General features: G+C 40.3%; 14 protein-coding genes. 7 read left to right on the top strand and 7 right to left on the bottom strand.

The annotated features are described in order from the left end of the window. Positions 1–38 precede the first annotated feature (38 nt). The 4 genes from CDC37_RS19960 (at position 39) to CDC37_RS19975 (ending at position 2,599) form a co-directional block, all read left to right on the top strand. Positions 39–365, top strand: coding sequence for a thioredoxin family protein (locus CDC37_RS19960; protein ID WP_096624454.1), 327 nt, complete (start codon positions 39–41; stop codon positions 363–365). A 496-nt stretch (positions 366–861) separates the two neighbouring features. Next, on the top strand, positions 862–1,446 hold the full coding sequence (locus CDC37_RS19965; protein WP_096624456.1) for a hypothetical protein: 585 nt from the start codon (positions 862–864) through the stop codon (positions 1,444–1,446). 219 nt (positions 1,447–1,665) lie between these two features. Beyond that, positions 1,666–2,121, top strand: a complete 456-nt coding sequence (locus CDC37_RS25020) for a hypothetical protein (protein ID WP_197707024.1) — start codon at positions 1,666–1,668, stop codon at positions 2,119–2,121. Positions 2,122–2,131: 10 nt separating this feature from the next. Next, complete coding sequence (locus CDC37_RS19975; RefSeq protein WP_172892805.1) at positions 2,132–2,599, top strand: HNH endonuclease signature motif containing protein; 468 nt, start codon at positions 2,132–2,134, stop codon at positions 2,597–2,599. 458 nt (positions 2,600–3,057) lie between these two features. On the opposite strand, the gene cofH is transcribed toward CDC37_RS19975, so the two are convergent. Continuing rightward, positions 3,058–4,203 (bottom strand): 7,8-didemethyl-8-hydroxy-5-deazariboflavin synthase subunit CofH, encoded by a 1,146-nt coding sequence (cofH, locus tag CDC37_RS19980; RefSeq protein ID WP_096624458.1) that lies wholly within the window; start codon positions 4,201–4,203, stop codon positions 3,058–3,060. A gap of 636 nt (positions 4,204–4,839) precedes the next feature. Between cofH and CDC37_RS19985 the strand changes: the two genes are divergently transcribed. The 3 genes from CDC37_RS19985 to CDC37_RS19995 all read left to right on the top strand — a co-directional run bounded on the left by CDC37_RS19985 (position 4,840) and on the right by CDC37_RS19995 (position 8,730). Continuing rightward, positions 4,840–6,057: a glycosyltransferase gene (locus CDC37_RS19985; protein WP_096624460.1), complete on the top strand. Its 1,218-nt coding sequence runs from the start codon at positions 4,840–4,842 to the stop codon at positions 6,055–6,057. Positions 6,058–6,097: 40 nt separating this feature from the next. Continuing rightward, positions 6,098–6,646 (top strand): Uma2 family endonuclease, encoded by a 549-nt coding sequence (locus CDC37_RS19990; RefSeq protein ID WP_096624463.1) that lies wholly within the window; start codon positions 6,098–6,100, stop codon positions 6,644–6,646. A gap of 416 nt (positions 6,647–7,062) precedes the next feature. After that, the gene (locus CDC37_RS19995; protein ID WP_231943123.1) at positions 7,063–8,730 is read left to right on the top strand and encodes a glycosyltransferase family 39 protein; all 1,668 of its coding nucleotides are present in this window, start codon (positions 7,063–7,065) and stop codon (positions 8,728–8,730) included. 161 nt (positions 8,731–8,891) lie between these two features. On the opposite strand, the gene CDC37_RS20000 is transcribed toward CDC37_RS19995, so the two are convergent. The 6 genes from CDC37_RS20000 to gcvP all read right to left on the bottom strand — a co-directional run bounded on the left by CDC37_RS20000 (position 8,892) and on the right by gcvP (position 20,248). Then, positions 8,892–10,571, bottom strand: a complete 1,680-nt coding sequence (locus CDC37_RS20000) for a hypothetical protein (RefSeq protein WP_157780797.1) — start codon at positions 10,569–10,571, stop codon at positions 8,892–8,894. A 113-nt stretch (positions 10,572–10,684) separates the two neighbouring features. After that, the gene (locus tag CDC37_RS20005) at positions 10,685–11,032 is read right to left on the bottom strand and encodes a hypothetical protein (protein WP_096624469.1); all 348 of its coding nucleotides are present in this window, start codon (positions 11,030–11,032) and stop codon (positions 10,685–10,687) included. A 53-nt stretch (positions 11,033–11,085) separates the two neighbouring features. Next, positions 11,086–13,257 carry a CHAT domain-containing protein gene (locus CDC37_RS20010; RefSeq protein ID WP_096624471.1) on the bottom strand — a complete coding sequence of 724 codons (2,172 nt, stop codon included), beginning with the start codon at positions 13,255–13,257 and terminating at the stop codon, positions 11,086–11,088. 778 nt (positions 13,258–14,035) lie between these two features. Further along, a complete protein-coding gene (locus tag CDC37_RS20020; protein WP_096624475.1) occupies positions 14,036–16,135 on the bottom strand; it encodes a thioredoxin domain-containing protein in 2,100 nt (699 codons plus the stop codon). 574 nt (positions 16,136–16,709) lie between these two features. Next, positions 16,710–16,871 carry a hypothetical protein gene (locus CDC37_RS24535; protein ID WP_157780798.1) on the bottom strand — a complete coding sequence of 54 codons (162 nt, stop codon included), beginning with the start codon at positions 16,869–16,871 and terminating at the stop codon, positions 16,710–16,712. A 467-nt stretch (positions 16,872–17,338) separates the two neighbouring features. Beyond that, positions 17,339–20,248, bottom strand: coding sequence for an aminomethyl-transferring glycine dehydrogenase (gene gcvP / locus CDC37_RS20025; protein ID WP_172892806.1), 2,910 nt, complete (start codon positions 20,246–20,248; stop codon positions 17,339–17,341). Positions 20,249–20,324 lie beyond the last annotated feature (76 nt).

Raw genomic sequence — 20,324 nt, forward strand, 5'->3', positions numbered from 1 at the left:
ATGAAGAAATCAAAAATATCACAATTTTTACCAGGCATATGTCGCGGTCTGTAATTAAGTTTTCTAGCGAAGATTGTGGAATTTGCCACAAAATGTCCCATTATGACCGTAAGGTGGTCGAGGAATTGGGACTAGAATTTATTGACGTGAAGATGCAAGATACCCAGATGTACCGTCAGTATCGTAAAGTTTTATTAGCTCAGTATCCTGATAAAAGTCAAATGGGATGGCCTACCTATATTATTTGCGACCAACCCGATGGGGAGTTTGTGATTATTGGTGAAGTTAAGGGTGGACATCCCAAGGGTGAGTTTAGAAGTCGTCTGCAAGAAGTTCTGAATTCGACTGCAAGTGCTGATAGTTAGGTTTTTTCGATTGAGGGTATAAAAAATCCCCCATAGATATTGATGGGTAATTATCCTGAATATCTCAAGAGTCAGCTGTAAGTAATAGGTAGCAAATGTATTTAATTCTACTCCCTATACCTGTTGACAGTATTTTCGTGTTCCCGATTTGGCGATACGCAATTTCCCTGACGTTAATTTTTGGAGCTGTAACACACTCTACGTATTCTATTTTATACTAAATACAAGTGATTTTCTCGCTGTTGTTCAATTCAAATTTGACAACTTGGGGGAGTTCAGAGGGTCGGCTAGATGGCTGTATATACCGACAGGTTTGCATACTGATTATGTATCAAACATGAGTAATCATCGACAACAGAGTAAACCGGGATGGGGATTATCTCCTGAAGGTGAGTTGGTGATGCACTCATGAAACATCGGGGATGGAAGGATTACCAGCCATTTTTTAGTTGCATCATTTTTTGCAAGTCAGTTATTGGTATTTGGTGTACAGAGAATGAGTTCCAAAAATGAGTTTCAGACTGTATTGAAAGAGCGGTATGGCATCAACAAAAATATTAGTCAACCTTTAACCAAGGAAGAGTGTGAGCGGTTATTAGAGATTCTCAGTCGAGAACCAAGTACGGTAAGACTGGTGGAGTCTTTTGCTCAAAAAAATTCTAGTTTGGGACAAAATAACGCGTATTTTTCGAGAATGCGCAGTCAAGCTGAGAAAAAGCTAGAAAATCTCCAAAGGGAATATTATGATTTAGAAAAATCTATTCACGAAATTGAGCGTTCAAAGCAAGCTTTAGAGCAGAAAAAATACACTTTAGAAGCAGAAAGGCGGAGATTGGAAGTTGAGTTAGAAGAAATCTCTGCTCAGAATAATAGTTTGGCGCTCAAGGTTCAGGATTTAACTTCTAAAAACGATGAACTGACAATTGCAAATGAAGAATTAAAGAAAGATAATAAGAATTTGAAAAATATAGTTGATCAAATCAGATTGAGATTGGCAAGGGATACGAAATTATTACTTGAGTATGAAGACAGCGAGATTCGTAAGGCTTTGATTCGGATTTTGCGCTGGACTTTAGGTTAGGGCTTGGTGATATTATTTGGAAACTAAGTGCTTCTACAAAATTAAATATATATTGTCCGCAGCGTAGTTTAATTACCGTAGTGTAGAATAAAGTATAAGTATATAATTACTGCAAATAGGCTTCGCCAAAGCAAGGATTTCAGGGTTTCGGAACGTAAAACTAATTTTGCACTACTACTTATCTTGAAATATATTTATGCATGAAATTGAGATGAAAAGATGAACAAAACACGACAAGAACGTCGAACGTTTCAGGGAATGACTTATAGACAAGTTCAACGTTGTAATTCAGAGAGGCGCAGTCAACTTTCTGCAAGAGAGAATCAGCAATTAAAGCAGGATGGCTATATCAATGTTGGCTGGAACAATGTGATTAATCTTTATCGAAAGCTCGAAGATATTTTTGAGAGAAATACACTGGAAGATTTAAGCTTAGAAGAACTATTTTTAGAGGCGGAAAGAATTGGTAATAAATATCAAAGTGCTGACGAAATAAATGAATTTAATCAACAGTTAGTCCAGGAGGCTGATTTAATCAATCAAAAAATAGATAGTCTATATCCTGATAGGGAAATGGAAGTGATTGATTTTAGTCAGCAAGGAGCTAGGACAAATTATTATCAAACCAGAAAAAAATCCCGCAAAAATAACTATAGAAGAAATATTTACTTATAAGGAAAAGATTATGGATTTAGGTAATTTAGATAATAAAGGACTAGGGGAATTATTTCAGCTAGCAGATGAAATTGGGAAAAAGCGTTATCACAAACTAACTAGTGAGGATTGGGATGAATATAAAAAGTTTGAACAATGGCGTTATATCAATGGAAATAGCGAGTGTGGAACGACTCCAGAAAGTCAAGAATGGGTGAAAAATCACTCTGATTATTATTGTCCTATCTGTGGGGAAATGTATAAAGATAGGCAGGGCAGAAGTATAGATCACAAGTTACCAAGAGCGCAATATCCTTGGTTATCGATGGATTTTCGCAATTTATGGGTAATTTGCTGGATGTGTAACCAAGAAAAGGGTGAAATGCATTGGTTTGAGTATGAACGGTATATTTTGACCCGTTATCCCCATCGGTATGCTGCGGTTAGGGATTTCCGTCCGACGAAATTACTCACGGATTTATCAAGAAAAGATAAGTAGGGTCTGCTGTTCGCGAAGCGCTAGCTGTAAAAGTCTTTTGTGAGGGTTGAGAACAGGTAGAGACGCGACATGTAGCGTCTGTACAGGGAGTAGTTTTAACCCTGCGAATTCCACTTTTGCTTGATTTATATCTTGCACCTTTACGTATACATACGTTGAATTTCAAAATATACGCGATATGGCTACAGTACTCTTGTTTGTTTTTAACGCTAAAATAGTAATTTTAGCTTTATACTGAGTATCTTATTTCCATCAGCTTTTCTTGGTGTAAGATGTGAGATGTCAGGTTTTTGAGCTTCTATGCACTTATTTATTTGCGCTTTCAGGAACTAAAATACCCTCTCAAGCTTACAAGATATAGAGGTGCGATATATCGCGTCTTTACTATTTTTCCGCAAGTCCTAAGTTAAGTGGTCTTGCAAATTATACACTTCACCTCCCTACTCCCCACTCCCTACTTACTGCGTTTCTAAAATTCGATACAGTGTGTCCCGTTGTCGGTAGGGTCGATTCAAGGAAATAATGGCTTGCTGTAACTGGGTTGGGGTCATGCTGGTTCCGCCAATTGCTCCTGCCATTGTGGTAATATGTTCTTCCATGAGGGTTCCACCAATGTCGTTACATCCCCAGGTGAGTGCTGTTGTCGCACCTGCTAAACCGAGTTTGACCCAACTGGGTTGGTGATTGGGGATATAGTTTCCCAGGTAAATACGAGCAACCGCAGTCAGGAGTAGGGTGTCTGCTAATACGGGTTGGTCGCGTCCGACGCGGTGACGCAGGGGTTTGGGGGCTTCTTGTCCGACGAAGGGAAGGATGATAAATTCAGTGATGCGGGCTGGATAGTTATTGGCGATCGCAGTTTGTTGTAATCTGCGTAATTGTTCTAGATGCCATGCCTGTTGACTGGGGGTTTCGATGTGTCCGGAAAGGATGGTACTGGTGGTGGGAATGCCGAGTTGGTGGGCTGTGCTAATGATTTCTAACCAGGTTTGACTATTGATTTTTTCGGGACAGAGGATTTTGCGGACGTTATCGTCGAGGATTTCGGCTGCGGTTCCGGGGAGGGAATCGACTCCGGCTTCTTGTAATGCTACCATGACTTGGGTGTAGCTGAGTTGATCTGAGCGGGCAATAAATTGGATTTCTTGGGGGGAAAAGGCGTGGAGGTGGAGGTGGGGATAGGCGGATTTGATAGTGTGGATTAGTTTGAGGTAGTAGGGTAAGGATTTGCCGTTGATTTTGGCGTTGGGATTGAGTCCTCCCTGCATACAGATTTCCGTTGCACCTTTTGCCACTGCATCTTCAACTTTGGCGCTGATGGTTTGCCAGTCTAACCAGTATGCACCTGGTTGATTTTGGTCGCGACGGAAGGCACAGAAACTACAGTGTTGTTCGCAGATGTTGGTGTAGTTGATGTTGCGATTGATGACGTAGGTGACAGTTTCACCGGCTTGTTGTTGACGTAGATAATTAGCGGTGCTGCGAATTGCGGCAATTGTGTCAGCATCAGTTTGGGTTAGTAATGCGATCGCGTCTTCTGTGGTAATATCTTCACCGGCTTTTGCTGCTGCTAATATTTCATCTATCGTCGCTATTTTGGTCACAGATTTCCCATTATATCGCTTCTATCCCTAAATCATATCATGAATGTCGTTACAATTTTGGCAACACTTCATGATTTGCAAAATATATCTGCTTAATTAGTTTAAAGGATGGACGGGTTGGATTGGAAATAATTATGGGTGATGACTATTTTCACAGAAGAATTACCGTTAAAATTGGCATTTGTATTTGTGCTGTTGCGGAGTCTAGATATTCTGGATTTCTCACAAACCTCTCAAACTTTCAGGGAGTAGGGAATAGGGAATAGGGAGTAGTAGGAAAATCAACCCATTACTCAACGCTGATCCCTCAATCCTGGGTGAAAAGTACAGGATATAAATACTTTGTTGAACAGATGTAGTAATCCTACCCCTAAAGGTGGATTTTTGCTTTGAAAGCCGCAATACAAAACCTCGTCCATAATCAAAACTGGAGTTTTCGTCATTGCACTTCTTCGCGTAACAGATCGACCGTAAGGTCGTAAGATAGACGCGCAGAGGCTTATTGTAAAGTAGTAATCTCAATAATTACGAGTGAAAACTACAGTTCTCAATTCAGGGACATGGTTTATCAATACTATAATTTCCTGATGGACTCCCATCTTAACCAAACCACGACCAAAGTTCAGAAAGTTGCCCATGAGTATCATTGAACCACAACCTCTTGTAAATCCACCCACTGGTCCTTTATTTGTATCCCATGTTTCTCATTTTTCTCCTTGCCGTTTTTCCCTAGTGATTCCTACCTATAATGAGCGTCGCAACATTGGTAAAATCGTGGAGGTATTGACACGAATTTTAGATAAATCTTTACCTGGTGATTATGAATTAATTGTGGTTGATGATGATAGTCCGGATGGGACTTGGGAGGTTGCTGCGGCTTTGATACCCAATTATCCGCAATTACGGGTGATGCGACGACAGCAGGAACGGGGTTTATCTTCGGCTGTTGTTAGGGGTTGGCAAGTTGCGGGTGGTGATTTTTTAGGGGTAATTGATGGAGATTTGCAGCATCCCCCAGAAATATTACTACAGTTATTGCGGGCAGTGGAAGAAGGGGCGGATTTAGCGGTTGCTAGTCGTCATGTTGATGGGGGTGGTGTTAGTCGTTGGAGCTTTATTCGTCGCTTTTTGTCGCGAGGAGCGCAGTTATTGGGTTTGGTGATGTTACCGGGGGTGTTAGGACGAGTTTCCGACCCCATGAGCGGATATTTTGTGGTTTCCCGGTGTGCGATCGCTGGAACTACGATGCATCCAGTTGGCTATAAAATTCTGCTGGAAGTTTTGGGGAGGGGGAAAATCAGGGAAATATCGGAGGTTGGTTATGTGTTTTGCGAACGGTGTGAGGGTGAAAGTAAGGTAACATGGAGGCATTATTTGGATTATCTGCGCCATCTTTGGCGTTTACGTAATTCTACAGAAGGAAAGTTGGGGTGGTGGAATAAATTTAATTTTCCTTGGCAGAGGTTTTTCCGCTTCGGGGTGGTGGGTTTTAGCGGTGTCTTTGTTGATTTAGCTGTGTTTCACTTCCTACGGCGAGAATTGGAGTTAGGATTAACCCGCAGTACGATTTTATCGGCAGAAGTGGCAATTATTAATAATTTTTTGTGGAATGATATCTGGACTTTTGGTGATGCATCTCGCTATCAACGGGGGAAAAGACAGCGTTTAAGGCGATTTTTGAAGTTTAATTTGGTTTGTTTAGGGGGAGTGGTTTTACAAGCTTTGTTGGTATTTGGATTTGATAAATTGGGTTTGAATGACTATCTGGCAAAATTATTGGCGATCGCAGTTGTGACGCTGTGGAATTTCTGGATCAATCTCAAGTTAAGTTGGCGAGTTACCGATGTAAAGTAGGAATAGGGAAGGAAACAGATATGAGTGAAAGGTGACGATTATGACTGTGGTGACTGCCAAATGGACGATTGATGAATATCACCGGATGGTAGATGCTGGGATATTATGCGATCGCCGTGTTGAATTGTTAAAAGGGGAAATCGTTGAAATGTCACCGGAAGGGGAAGTTCATGCCTATGCGAATGATGAAGCGGGTGAGTATTTAGCACAGTTGTTAGGTATGCGTGCGAAAATTCGTCAAGGGAAACCGATTACCTTACCTAATAATTCGGAACCGGAACCAGATATTGCAGTTGTCCAACGCTTAGGACAGGAATATCGTCAACATCACCCCTATCCGGAAAATATTTTTTGGCTGATTGAGTATGCAAATTCGAGTTTGGAAAAGGATTTAGATGTAAAAAGCAAAATCTATGGAGAGGTGGGAATCGCTGAATATTGGGTTGTGAATCTCAAAAAGGGACATTTAGTTGTGTTTAGAGACCCTGTAGATGGGGAATACGCAACCAAATTTACTTTGACCGGGGGAGTGATTCAACCTGTTGCATTTCCTGATTTAGATATTTCTGTTGAATCTATTATTAATTAATGGAAAAAATTGTGAATAGGATAATGGTTTTGTAGAGACGCGATATATCGCGTCTCTACGTATATCGCGTTTCTACCTACATATATGGCGTATGTTATTCTGGATGTGTTGCAAATATTTTTTGAATTGGTATAACCATATCTGGATTTGATATTTCATTAGTTAGACAAAATTGATTACACCAGATTTAAATTTGAAATCCGTATCTATATCTAACTCAGTCCAGAAACTATTATGTAATTATTTCTGTCCAAGTACTTAATTGATCAGCTGTTGCACCATCAAGTTGTATAATCACAAATTTGAATGAATGACTGTCAACTGTTAACCGTCAACACCTGATCAAGTATTTATGTGATTTGTGTAAGTTTTAGCTTACCTACTTACAGCAGTTTGCAATTGGTCAAAGGGTGATTTTGAAGATTAATCGTGGTTTATTATTAATTTTATTTTGGACTCTCATAGCCTTAATCTTGAGATTAAGCTGGTTAGATTCTAAACCTCCTTGGACGGATGAATTTTCCACCTTGGTATTTAGTTTAGGTAACAGTTTCCTCCGTGTACCCCTAGATATTCCCATCGATATTGATACCCTCTTAAAACCTTTACAACCCCGTCCGGATGCTCAATTAGGCGATGTTTTAAAAAATCTCTTTACCGAAAGTAACCACCCACCGTTGTACTTTTTGTTAACCCATCTCTGGGTAAAATTATTTCCCCTAGAAAGCGGTTTAGTTTCAGTTTTTGGAGCGCGATCGCTAGCTGCAATTCTCGGAGGGTTATCAGTCCCAGCTATTTATGGGTTAGGTCGTTTGGCTTTTAATACATCCCTTGTCGCTGAGATGGGAGCAGCAATGATGGCAACTTCCGCCTACGCAATTTTTCTCGGACAGGAGGCACGCCATTATACTTTGGCTATTCTCTGGGTGATTGCTTCCCTTGCTTGTACGTTAGTGGCAGCTAAGTCACAAATATCACAAACAAAAATCCCCTGGTCAATAGCTGTCAGTTGGATTATCGTCAACGGATTAGGGATTGCTTCCCATTATTTCTTTGTCTTAATTTTACTGCCAGAAGTCCTGATATTAGTCCTTTTAGCTTGGCGCAATCATTACCTTAACCCCAGTTATTGGCGACGCATTTTAGCTGTGGGGATGGGTACGGCCATATCTGGTCTAGTCTGGATTCCCGTATTTTTACAGAATAGTTATGGAGGCAAATTAACCGAGTGGATTCAAGGGGAGCGTACAGGTATCGCTTGGATTAGTCCCATTTTCCAAGCCTTAGCAGCTTGGATCACCATGATTGTTCTACTTCCCATCGAATCTCCGGCACTAACAATCGTAATCCTAGCCGGAATCGCCATGTTTATTTATATCATCTGGGCTGTACCCATTTTATATCGAGGTTGGCAAGAAAACCTCACATCCAGTCAAACCCATTTAAGTACATGGATATTATCAGGGATAGTTGGCATTGCGATCGCTCAATTTTTCATCTTTACCTATGTTTTTGGCATTGATTTAACCCGTGGTGCTAGATATAACTTTGTCTACTTTCCCGCAGTTATTGTCCTAGTGGGAGCAAGTTTAGCTGTATGTTGGTCGAAACCCCAGGTTAATATCTATAACTGGAAAATCACAGGTAAAATGGCCGTTGTCCTCATCCTACTAGTTGCCAACCTCAGTGCAATTACTGTTATTGGCAATCTTGGCTATCAAAAATATTACCGTCCCGATTTATTTGCTGATATCATCAACCAAACCTCCCAAGTTCCCGTCCTAATTACCACCACCCAAAAAACCCACGTCCACATTGGGGAAATGATGGGAATCGCAAGGGAATTCAAGCTGAAATACCCCAATTCCCCCCAAACCCAATTTTTATTAACCCATCAAGACACCAATCCCCAGACCTCCACCATAGCTCTGCAAACAGCACTCGAACAACTATCTCGTCCTCTAGATGTATGGGTCGTCAACTTTTTTGCAGATTTACCAGATAACCTCCAAACCTGTCAGTTATACCAAAGTCGATTACCCGATGTTGATGGCTATGAATACAAATTATATCGATGTCGGTAAGTAAGTCAGCGAGAAAAACCATAGATGTGCAGCATTTTCTCGAAGAATGATATGCTCATATTTGCGCTACTTTAGGAAAACGCTGCGTATACAGCGCTCTTTGCGCAACTACGAGCAAAAAAGTGATAATTATTTACACTGATTTACTGAATCACAAGATTTTAATCGGAATTTGTGGTTGTTTTTGTTGTTTCTGAAGAATTAGGGGGATTAGAGTCGGTGGGGGAGGAAGAATTATTTTTGTTTTTTCCTTCTTGATTTTGTTGATTTTTACTTTTACGTCGAATAAAGAATAAGCATGTAAACAAGAAGTATGCAATCGCGAAAAAGATAGTTCCCAGTATAAGGTGAGCAAGTATATCAAAGGGTAGATAGGGTGTTATTTTGGTTTGGGAATTGTTACTAGGGGTCGAATCTGGACTTAAAATTATGGAAATAGGTTGGGGGATAACTTCAGAGGTGACACCACTGACACCTAAACCTAAACCCAGGGAACCAAGTAAAATGTCCTCATTGCGATCGCGTTCCCTTGCTTCTTCATGAAACTTGCGATCGCGTTCCCTTAATTCTTCATGAAAATGGTGGTCGTGTTCCCATAGTTCTTTTTGATGTGCGCGATCGCTCTCTGTTTGGATAATAGCAATTAATGCTTTAATCGTATCTATGGTTTCACGATACAAGTTTTTGCTGGGGTTGAAATAATCCTGGTAAACTTTGATTTGGGTAAGTAAGTTCTGACGACTATGAATCAAAACTTGTCTGAGGAAACCTAAATCGTCGTCAGGATTTTCTGGATAGTAAGTCTCCTTTAATTTTCGCAAAAAATACTCATAGTTACGAATATTAGTCAAAATCGTTGCATGATGAATTTCTAAATCTCGCAGGTGACGGGTATAGTCAAAATTATTTTTACTAGTTTCAATCAGTAAGTCTTTTAATCCTTGTAGTTTTTTATCTGTCTCATCTTGGGAATGCTTCTCAAAAAATTCCACTTTTTCTTTTAAATTCCGATAGAGTTCCCTTGCACTCACTGCACAGTAGATAGATTCAGAAAAAGCAAAATAGATGCGACTACGACAATGTAAAAGATTGATTAAAAGCTGATAATATTTACCCTCTGCTTCTTCTGTCTCTGTCCTTGGAAGTGCATTAAACCAGATAATAATATGTACATTTTCTCCTGGTTCTTCTATCCCATTATCGTATTCAAAAATAGGACTACCAAGAAATGTACCGAAATTTAGAGATTTTTGGATTTGTTTTTTTGATATAGATTTTTTTTGTTGACTTAGTAAACACTCAAGACACTCTAAAGCTAAATCAGTATCAGTTTTTTCCTTGTCATTTTCTTCTATATGTAGCTTTGTAAATAAGACTAATGTTTGTCCTAGGGATGCTTGAAAATTCTCAGGAAAAAAGAATCCATCTGGATTTAATTTAGCTATATCTTGAAGGTCAACAATTGTATCCCTATCATCACTTTCATTATTTTCTCCGTCATCTATATTTCCATGACAGAAACGTAAGGTAATATCAATCGCAAAGGAATCATTCAATTGTAGAGGATAGACCTCACCAGTGATTTGATGTTTAGTTTGAGAATTAGTTTTAGGAACAGAGAAATGTAATAATTTCTCTGTTCCATTGGTATTTCCTAATAGTTCCAGATAATCTTTTTCTGGGTAATCGGGACTTGCTGGTACACCGACTTCTAGGTTATCTTCATTTCGTTTATTTTTCGTTTTGAAAAGTTTTGCTTTTAAGTCTTGTAGCTCAGGAACTTGCAGCTTCTCACCCAGTTTTTTACATTGATTCCAGAGATGGTCAGCATTCTCGACCATTTTTTTGGAACCTTCAGACAAATCATTTCGTAGATGAAAAGCATATAGGGTCAGTTTGGGATTGATTAATTTCATATGGTTGGTTCATCTTTGATAAATTTTGTCGTGCATTCCTAAGTTTCTACAGATGGATTCTGATTGTAATGTTTCAGATTACTTCTTTTAATTGCGTTCTCTAAAGCTTTTTTATTGATGTTCGGATTAGATGGAGGGACATTACCTTTTTTACTTCCAGGAGTTCTTTCATAACTCTCTATAGACATAAGTTTTATTTGAACATCCAGAATCTCAGGTTTATTTTCATACCAAGTTGAGATTTCCCGCGAAATCACCTCGTTGTCATCCGGTAGGGAATCAATTAATTTCTCTAATTCTCCATAATCAGCAGGAGAAAATAAAGATGGTTGATGCTCCAAGAAAGAAATAAAAATAGCGATATTTTGGTCGTAATCAAATGACATTGACGTGTTGATGTATTTTCTATGATAAAATTACAGAAATGTATAATCGGACATTATTGATAACTGCCAAACGGACAAAAACCAGCCCAAAAATAGGGTGAAGCAAAGGGTTGACTATCATTGGGATAGGTTTTTAAAAACACCCTGACTTGAATACGGTGATGGACATCAGGAAACTTAATCAAGATGAATTTCAATAATTCTGCTTTGGTTTGAGTACGTAGCCATTTTTGAGCTTCATTAAGGGCTAAGTATACACCACAAACACCAGAGGATTGATGATGATTTAATTGCAAATTCTCATAAAATCGTATCATCAATAAAGCAGTAGAAAAATCATCCACAGACCACAAACTACCAACAACATTTGGACTACCAGCGTAGATAAATCCACTAGGAAAGCCGATATATTCCTTGTTGATATCATCAAAATCAGTTAAACCAGTTTCACAAGCAGAAAGGGTGACAAGACGGCAATTGGGTAATTTCCATGTCAAGATATCTGACATGGTGAGACATTGCTCTAAATCAATTTTTCCTGATTTTACGGATATATATCGTGATGGATCTGCATGGGAAGGAATTACCTTTAGGAAAGAATTCGCTAACAGTAAACCTGATTGCAATGGACATTGAAAATCAAAGTAGCCATGACAGGAAAAATGCAACCACTTAACATTATATATTTTCTTTTTGTAAGGTGATTTAGTTAGAGCAATTTTTGTGGCTTTTTTCTTGGCTAAAACAGAATAATTACCTGTAAATGTGGATGCGATCGCTTCGACTTCTACATCTGTATAAGCTAGGTCTTCAGTGGGATTTTGAATTGCAAACAAATTATTATCTGAGTTAGTATTATTCGTTTTTTGCTGTTGCTGAAATTTTTGTTGAGCAATTTTTAAGAGTTGGCAATTTGGTACATAACCTACCCCTTGGCTAAATCTATCAATTATGTAATCCCCATTTTTTAATGGTAAAACATGAAGGGGTAATAAGTGTAACAAAAGATGGGGAATAAAAATAAGTTGTTGGATATGATGTGGTATCAGGGAGATAATTTCATCGATGTGTATAATTTCTGCTAATCCTTGGAGACTTTCTGCTAAATTATTTTTCCATCTTTGTTTATCTTGATTATAAAGTTGAATATGTCTGGTATACCAATTTTGTAATTGTCTTAAATCTTGCTTGCTTGACTTCCACTTGATTGGTTCTCCTTGCTGATGAGTGATAATAAATAAACAAAAATAATCTTGGAGGATATATAGTTCAATGATTGCAGTATTATCGTTTAACAGATGTTGAATATCCTTGTACTTAATTGGCTGTTCAGCATGATTGTCTCGATAACTTTGACGGAGTTGATTAATTCTAGCGTAGTCAAGGTTTTGAGAGAATAAATTCCGAGTATTATCAGTTATGGATAATTGAGATGCTGATTGATGATAAATGTTTGGATCCAGTTTTTTCCTTTCTAGTAATAATCTTTGATTTTCCTGTTCTATTTCTTCCCTGATTTGTCGCAATTTTTCTTGATTATCCACTTCCGAATTCATCTTCAAGGATAAATCCTGAAGCACAAGTAATTCTAATAAACTGCGGGTTTTACTACGTTCAATATATTCTACAGCCTGGTTATACAGCTTTAGTTCCAGACAAGTATCTACCATTTCTTGATAAAGCCTTTGCCATTGGATATCATCTTTTTCAACAGTTTCAACCACCATGAATTCGATAATATCAATTGCTTCCTTAAAAGATTTATATCCAAAATCTAGAAGATGTTGTTGTTTATATATCAAACCTAAATGATACAGTATATCTGCATGATATCGAGGAAATACATCACGAGTTAAAACTTCTAAAGCCAAGTTATATCCAGTAATAGCAACTTCTAGATGGCTTTTTTGAAGACCCAGGGGACACCTCTGAATTAAATTACTAAACCTAACAATATTGATGGCAAGATTTTTGGCTTTTTCTGACCCTAGTTCCAGTAATCTACTTTTGACCCAATTCCTTAATAAGCTAGGAAAATTATGGTCAAATAAATATTGATGAGCTTGTAGTAATGAGTAAAATTGCTCCGAACGGCCTTGATTATCAGCTGTAAATTGTAGTAATTGTATTAATAGTTCTAGTTGATTTTTGCTGTGAGATTTCGATAGTAATCTTAGTCTTGCTGTGAACAGATGAATAATATCTATGAACAAATTAATTACCATTACCAATATTTCTCTTTGCTCAGATTTTTCCGTGCTATGCACGGAGAATATAATTAATAAGTTTTTAAAAACCTCTTTCAATAGAACAGAACAACCCAAGAGTTAAAAGAAACACACACTAAATTTCCAACCCTCTGTGTTTCTTGAAGGTAATCATTGCCTGTTAATCACAAAATTCCACAGATGAGAAAATTTTTCTCAAAATCATTAGGCATATACAGCCTTTCCCAAGCACCCGAAGTATACCTAAATTGCTTTAGGGATTATCAAAAATACAAGCAGATTTAAAATCGTATCTCACTAGACCGGGAACTACTATAATTTGTTCATGTAGTATGTTAATTATCATATTCCCATCTACCTATAGCTATTTGTTAGATAAATAACGATATCAATAAACTTCATGATTCTTTATAGTCTATCCTCAAGATTATAGATAAAATAAAATTATTTATTTTAGGAATCCTATTTGAATACTGAAGTAACTTGAGTAGGTAGGAAACGGAGGTGCATATACTTAGTTTGCAATGATTTTGGTACAGTCTTGACTAGACTATGACTGTATTGCGGATTTTTGGAATCCGATCTAGAGACGACCTGTCGGTCATCTCTATTGCGTTATACCAACAAAAATCACAGTATTCCGATATACAGCAGATTGCAGTTTTTCGGAGGTACGTTGTTGAAATTTTCAAAGCTTGTGAGATCAAGATTTATGATAACATGCTTTCACCCAACAAGTTAAAAGCAAAATTTAAAAGGTATTCATCATTTATTTTTACCTTTTAATGTTGTGTCCTGTATTCTCAATGCGAAGATAACTGGTTTCAACTTGTTGGATTAATTCTTGTAAATTAGTGGCTGCGGGTAAACATTTTAACCCCTGACAAACTAAACCGATGCTATCCACGGGGGGTGGAGATACTTTGGCTATAACTGTGCAGGGTAAATATTTACTGAGGAGAGGGGAAATTTGAGGTGTGTCAACGCGAACTAAGGTACAATTGCGATACCAATCTAGGGCTGTAAATAAGCTGGGACATGCTTGGGGTGTTTGTTGCATGACACTGCGAAAGGCTTTTAAACCCGCAGCAGCTCGGTCTAAATACTGTAAATCATCCGTTAACAAAGCTAAACGGACTAAATTAGCGATCGCAATTCCATTGGCTGATGGTGTGGCATTATCTTGGTAGTTGCGTTCGCGGATAATTAGGTCTTGGCTGTTGTCGCTGGCTGCGTTAAAATATCCAGATAACTCCTGGCTCCAGAGGTATTGATCGAATTCGGCTTGTAGTGCGATCGCGTTTTGTAACCATTCGTCGCTACTGCTATTTTCCTCAGCTAATGCGGCTTGGTGTAAGTCGAGTAGGGCTTTGATGAAAAGTGCGTAATCCTCGGATTGGGCTAATACATGGGGTTTACCGTCGTAGTTGAGGCGATAAAATCTACCATCGACAAATTGGTATTCTAGAATAAAGTTAGCTGCCTTTGTGGCCAATTCGAGATATTTCCTCTCTCCAAACACAGCAAAAGCTCGTGCTAAACCGGAAATCATCAAACTATTCCAAGCCACAATCATTTTGGTGTCGGTGACGGGGGGGATTCGTCCTGACCAATTGACGGTTTTTGCCTCCTGATTATTTCGTGCTGGGGAAAATGTGGGTAAATTATCAGCAGTATCACCGTAGCGTCCAGCAAATAATTTTTCCAGGGTGACTTCCAAACTCGGACTCAACTCCCCCGCTTGTCGGCGTTGCAAAACGTTTTTACCTTCAAAATTACCATTAACGCTAACATGAAAATGCTGTTGTAATTCCGTTAATTCGTCCGGAGAAAGCAGCGATCGCAGTTCCTCCCAACTCCACACATAAAAAGCTCCTTCCTCTGGTTCCCGTTCCTCCTTGCTCACAAAGCTATCCGCATCCTGAGCTGCATAGAAATAGCCCTGGGGTGCAGTCATTTCCCTTGCTAACCAGGTTACTGTTTTGCTAATAGCTCGAACAAAAGCAGGTTCGGAAAATCCCGCACTCCACAAATTTGCCAAATACTCCACAATTTGTCCATTGTCGTAGAGCATCTTTTCAAAATGGGGTACAGTCCAAGTTGGATCAACCGTATAACGGTGGAATCCCCCCGCTACATGGTCAAAAATACCACCTAATGCCAAATCTAAACCCCGTTGTCTACAAACTTCTTCAGCATCGTACTGGCTTTCCCAACCAAAGCGTAATCCTGACAGAGCCAATTCCCCATAGGGCATCATGGGAAAACTGTTACCATACTGATTCGGTGTAATAATTCCCACACTAGTCAACCAACCCCGTGATAACAAATCCCGGTCTTCCGTTTCGCTGACACCATCGACTTCCAACATTGCTGCACTTAACAGGGATTCCAGAATTATCCCCTTACGCTTTGCCAAGTCAGCCTTTTCCTGGTCATAATAATTCCGCAGAGCTTGTAAAACCTGTAAAAAACCTGGTCTACCGTAGCGAGGTTCTAAAGGAAAATAGGTTCCCGCATAGAAAGGTACTAAATCATCCGGTGATAAAAACACATTTAACGGCCAACCCCCCTGACCGCTCATCATTTGTAACGCCTGCATATAGATACTATCAATATCTGGGCGTTCTTCTCGATCCACTTTGATCGGCAAAAAATTTGCATTCAGATACTCCGCGATCGCAGGATCTGAAAAAGCTTCTCCCTCCATCACTGTACACCAATGACAGCTAGAATATCCAATCGATAAAAAAATCGGTTTATCTTCAACCTTTGCAGTGGTTAAGGCTTCATCGCACCACATCCACCAATCAATCGGATTTTCCGCATGTTTGCGCAAATATAAACTTTCAGCCTGAGCAAGACGGTTTGTCATGATTCCCCATTAGCCATAGCTACGTCCTTTACCGCTCAGTTTAACGAATTATGGCTGCTATATGTCTACACTAGCTTGAAAGGGTAGGGATTAGGGAGTAGGGAGTGGAGAAATCCCAAGAGAAGCTGTGCTACGCGCATCTACAGTTCTGGTGTAGGCAGTATAATCGGTTATGCATTTAAGCAAGTAAAGACAATAGTAAAGACGCGATATAGCCTCTTTCAGAGGAGCTGAACGCTAACGTGTCTCTATATATTACAAGAATTAGAGGGGATTTTAGTCGCAAAAAGCTCTTTCCAAATAGACCTATGGAGTTCAAAAAGCTTGCATTTGTAATTTGTAATTTTTTAGAGCCAAACTATTCCCTGTAGAGACGCGACATGTCGCGTCTCTCCCTGTTCCCTAACTAACCTCACGAAAAAACTTTTTCCGCAGACCCTAGTTATGTGATTTATACAAGTTTTCGCTTATGTAGGCTACTCCTCAAGGAACAGGAATAAATGATAATTTTTCCTATCTACTAATTTATCTGTTTCAGCCGTTCCGAAATACTTGATTCTGTATTGCCAAACAATTATTTTGGTAATGCGGAAGAATCAAATAACCATGCAATTGGATTTACCTCATTTACCGCCACCGGATATCTGCTACCAGATGCACCTGTTTTCGCACTAATTACAAACACCAAATGGAGCAAAAAAGTTATAATTATAGCTTGTAAAAGTCTTTCCCGCATTAGCCTTGCTCCTCATTAACGAATTATTACACCCGGCTCCTATCACACCGAATCTTAAACATAAATAAATAAACTGAATATTCACTCATGCACCCATATCTTGATTATATCCGGAAATTCTCTGCTCAAAGTGCAGATAACTTTACCAAACAGTATCTTCATCTAATTAATACACAGCCAATATGAATTTTTAACTTGTCAATTTTGATGAAAATATTTTATTAAATGTGAATAGGGAATAGGAAGAGACGACTCGTCGGGTCGTCTCTACAGGGAATAGGGAGTAGCCATCTCGTAGATGCAGGTAGCACAGTTTCTCTTGGAGATGAGAAACTGCTTGCTTGTACGTCTTAGTCTATCTAATAGTCCAGCACATAAGTTCAGTGAAATGATATTATTAGGAAAGCGCTAAAGTGCAACTACGTACTTTTTATTACAAGCCGCTACGGGTCTAGACTTCTCCCTATTTAATCCGTATAATCCTCCATCGGTGTACAGGAACAGACAAAATTGCGATCGCCGAATGCAGCATCAATCCGACCGACGCTGACCCAAAACTTACTATCCCGTGTCCAGGGTGCAGGGTAAGCTGCTTGTTCGCGACTGTAGGGATGGTTCCATTCCCCAGTAATCAAGCTTGCGGCTGTATGGGGAGCATTTTTGAGGGGATTGTCGGTGATGTCCATTTCTCCGGTTTCTATGGCAGCAATTTCCGCGCGAATGGCGATTAAGGCATCACAAAAACGGTCGAGTTCTGGTTGCGACTCACTTTCTGTGGGTTCCACCATAATTGTTCCCGCCACGGGCCATGATACAGTGGGGGCATGGAAGCCGTAGTCCATCAAACGTTTGGCAACATCATCAATTTCGATATTGGCGGTTTTTTTCAGATTACGTAAATCCAAAATACATTCGTGGGCTACGTAGCCATTACTACCCTTATACAGAACTGGGTAATAATTTTCTAAACGTTTGGCGATGTAGTTGGCATTGAGGATGGCAATTTTTGTTGCCTCTGTTAACCCGGCTGCACCCATCATCGCAATATACATCCAGGAAATCACTAAAATACTAGCACTTCCCCAGGGTGCGGCGGAAACTGCCCCAATTCCCTGACTTCCTCCCGTGGCCACAACCGGATGACCAGGTAAAAACGGCACTAAGTGAGCCGCTACTCCAATGGGTCCCATTCCTGGACCACCGCCACCGTGGGGGATACAGAAGGTTTTATGCAGGTTCAAATGGCAGACATCTGCACCGATGTCACCGGGACGACACAAACCAACCTGAGCATTCATGTTTGCCCCATCCATGTATACCTGACCACCGTACTCATGGACAATGGCACAAATTTCTTGGATTGCCGCTTCAAACACACCGTGGGTGGAAGGATAGGTAACCATCAACGCGGCTAACTGATCGGCATATTTAGCTGCCTTCGCCTTCAAGTCTGCCACATCGATATTACCATCGCGATCGCAATTTACAGCCACTACTTTCATGCCACACATGACCGCACTTGCGGGGTTAGTTCCGTGAGCGGAGGTGGGAATTAAACAAATATGGCGATTCCCTTCTCCCCGACTGCGATGGTATTCTCTAATTACCAGTAATCCCGTGTATTCTCCCTGGGAACCAGCGTTAGGCTGTAGGGATATACCTGCAAATCCGGTGATTTCTGCTAACCAGGTTTCCAACTGCTGAAATAGTATTTGATACCCTTTGGTTTGGCTGGGGGGTGCGAAGGGGTGAATCTGACCAAATTCTGCCCAAGTTACCGGAATCATTTCGGCAGTAGCGTTCAGTTTCATCGTGCAGGAACCCAGGGGTATCATGGAAGTAGTTAGGGATAAATCCTGCCGTTCCAACCGTGATAAATACCTTAATAATTCCGTTTCCGAATGGTAACTATTAAATACTGGGTGGGTGAGATAGGGACTTTGACGAGTGACTATGGCTGGGGAAATTTCATCCTGTAACTCATCCAAATTAAAGGGTAATTGATCCGTACCAGCAAAAATAGTCAACAGGTCAATTATATCCGCCTCCGTCGTGGTTTCATCCAGAGAAATTCCCACCCCATCCGATGGGAACACCCTCAAATTAATTTTCTTGGCTTCGCATCGATCGAGAACATCAGCCAACTTGCGATCGCCTAATTCCACCCGCAAAGTATCAAAGAACCTTGCAGACCCCAAACCATAACCCAGACGTTTTAAACCTGCTGCCAATAGATTTGTATATCTGTGTACCCGTTCCGCAATTTTCCGTAAACCCTGGGGACCATGATATACCGCATACATACTCGCCATCACCGCCAACAACACCTGGGCAGTGCAAATATTACTCGTCGCCTTTTCCCGACGGATATGCTGTTCGCGGGTTTGTAAAGCCAATCTCAGGGCAGTTTTACCATGTACATCCTTCGATACACCAACAATCCGCCCCGGAACCAAACGCTTATATTCCTCCCTGGTCGCGAAATATGCCGCATGGGGACCACCGTAACCTAGGGGAATACCGAAACGCTGGGTACTACCAACGGCAATATCCGCACCCAACTCTCCCGGTGGTGTTAATAAACACAAACTCAACGGGTCAGCTGCAACCGTCACCAGCGCCCCGACCCCATGCGCTCTGGCGATAAATTCCCGGTAATCATACACCGTCCCGTCCGTCGCTGGATATTGGAGAATCGCCCCAAAAATCGGTGCTTGAAAATCAAACCCTTGATGGTCGCCAACAATTACCTCAATCCCTAACGCTTCAGCCCGTGTCCGTAACACGTCGATTGTTTGGGGATGGCAATCTTGAGCCACAAAAAAACTATTAGCTTTCGTTTTGGAAACCGCAAAACTCATACTCATCGCCTCTGCGGCGGCGGTTGCTTCGTCTAACAGGGATGCATTGGCAATTTCCAACCCTGTTAAATCAATTACCATCGTTTGGAAGTTCAGTAAAGCCTGCAAACGACCCTGGGCAATTTCCGGTTGATAGGGAGTATAGGCTGTATACCAACCCGGATTTTCCAAAATGTTCCGTAAAATTACAGGGGGTGTAATGCAGTTATAATATCCCATACCAATATAGGAACGGTAAACCTGATTTTGGGCGGCAATTTGCTTCAGGGTCGCTAATGCAGCAGTTTCACTGAGAGCCTCCGGTAGATTTAAAGCCTGTTCCCGACGGATATTAGCTGGAACCGTGAGTGCAATTAATTCATCCAAACTGGAAATCCCCAAAACCTCCAGCATTTTTTCCACTTGGTCTGGGGATGGACCAATATGGCGGTTGACAAAACCCCCTAACCTATCCTCAACTCCTTTATCTGTAGTCGATGCAAGCGTTGACTGCGGACGAGGTGCATAGATAACCACAAATAATCTTCTCCGAACGCGACTACTTAATTCTTAACATTTTGCAATCAGTATAGGTGAGGAAACGGTGGTAATG

The sequence above is a fragment of the Calothrix sp. NIES-3974 genome, assembly GCF_002368395.1.
Taxonomy (GTDB): Bacteria; Cyanobacteriota; Cyanobacteriia; order Cyanobacteriales; family Nostocaceae; genus NIES-3974.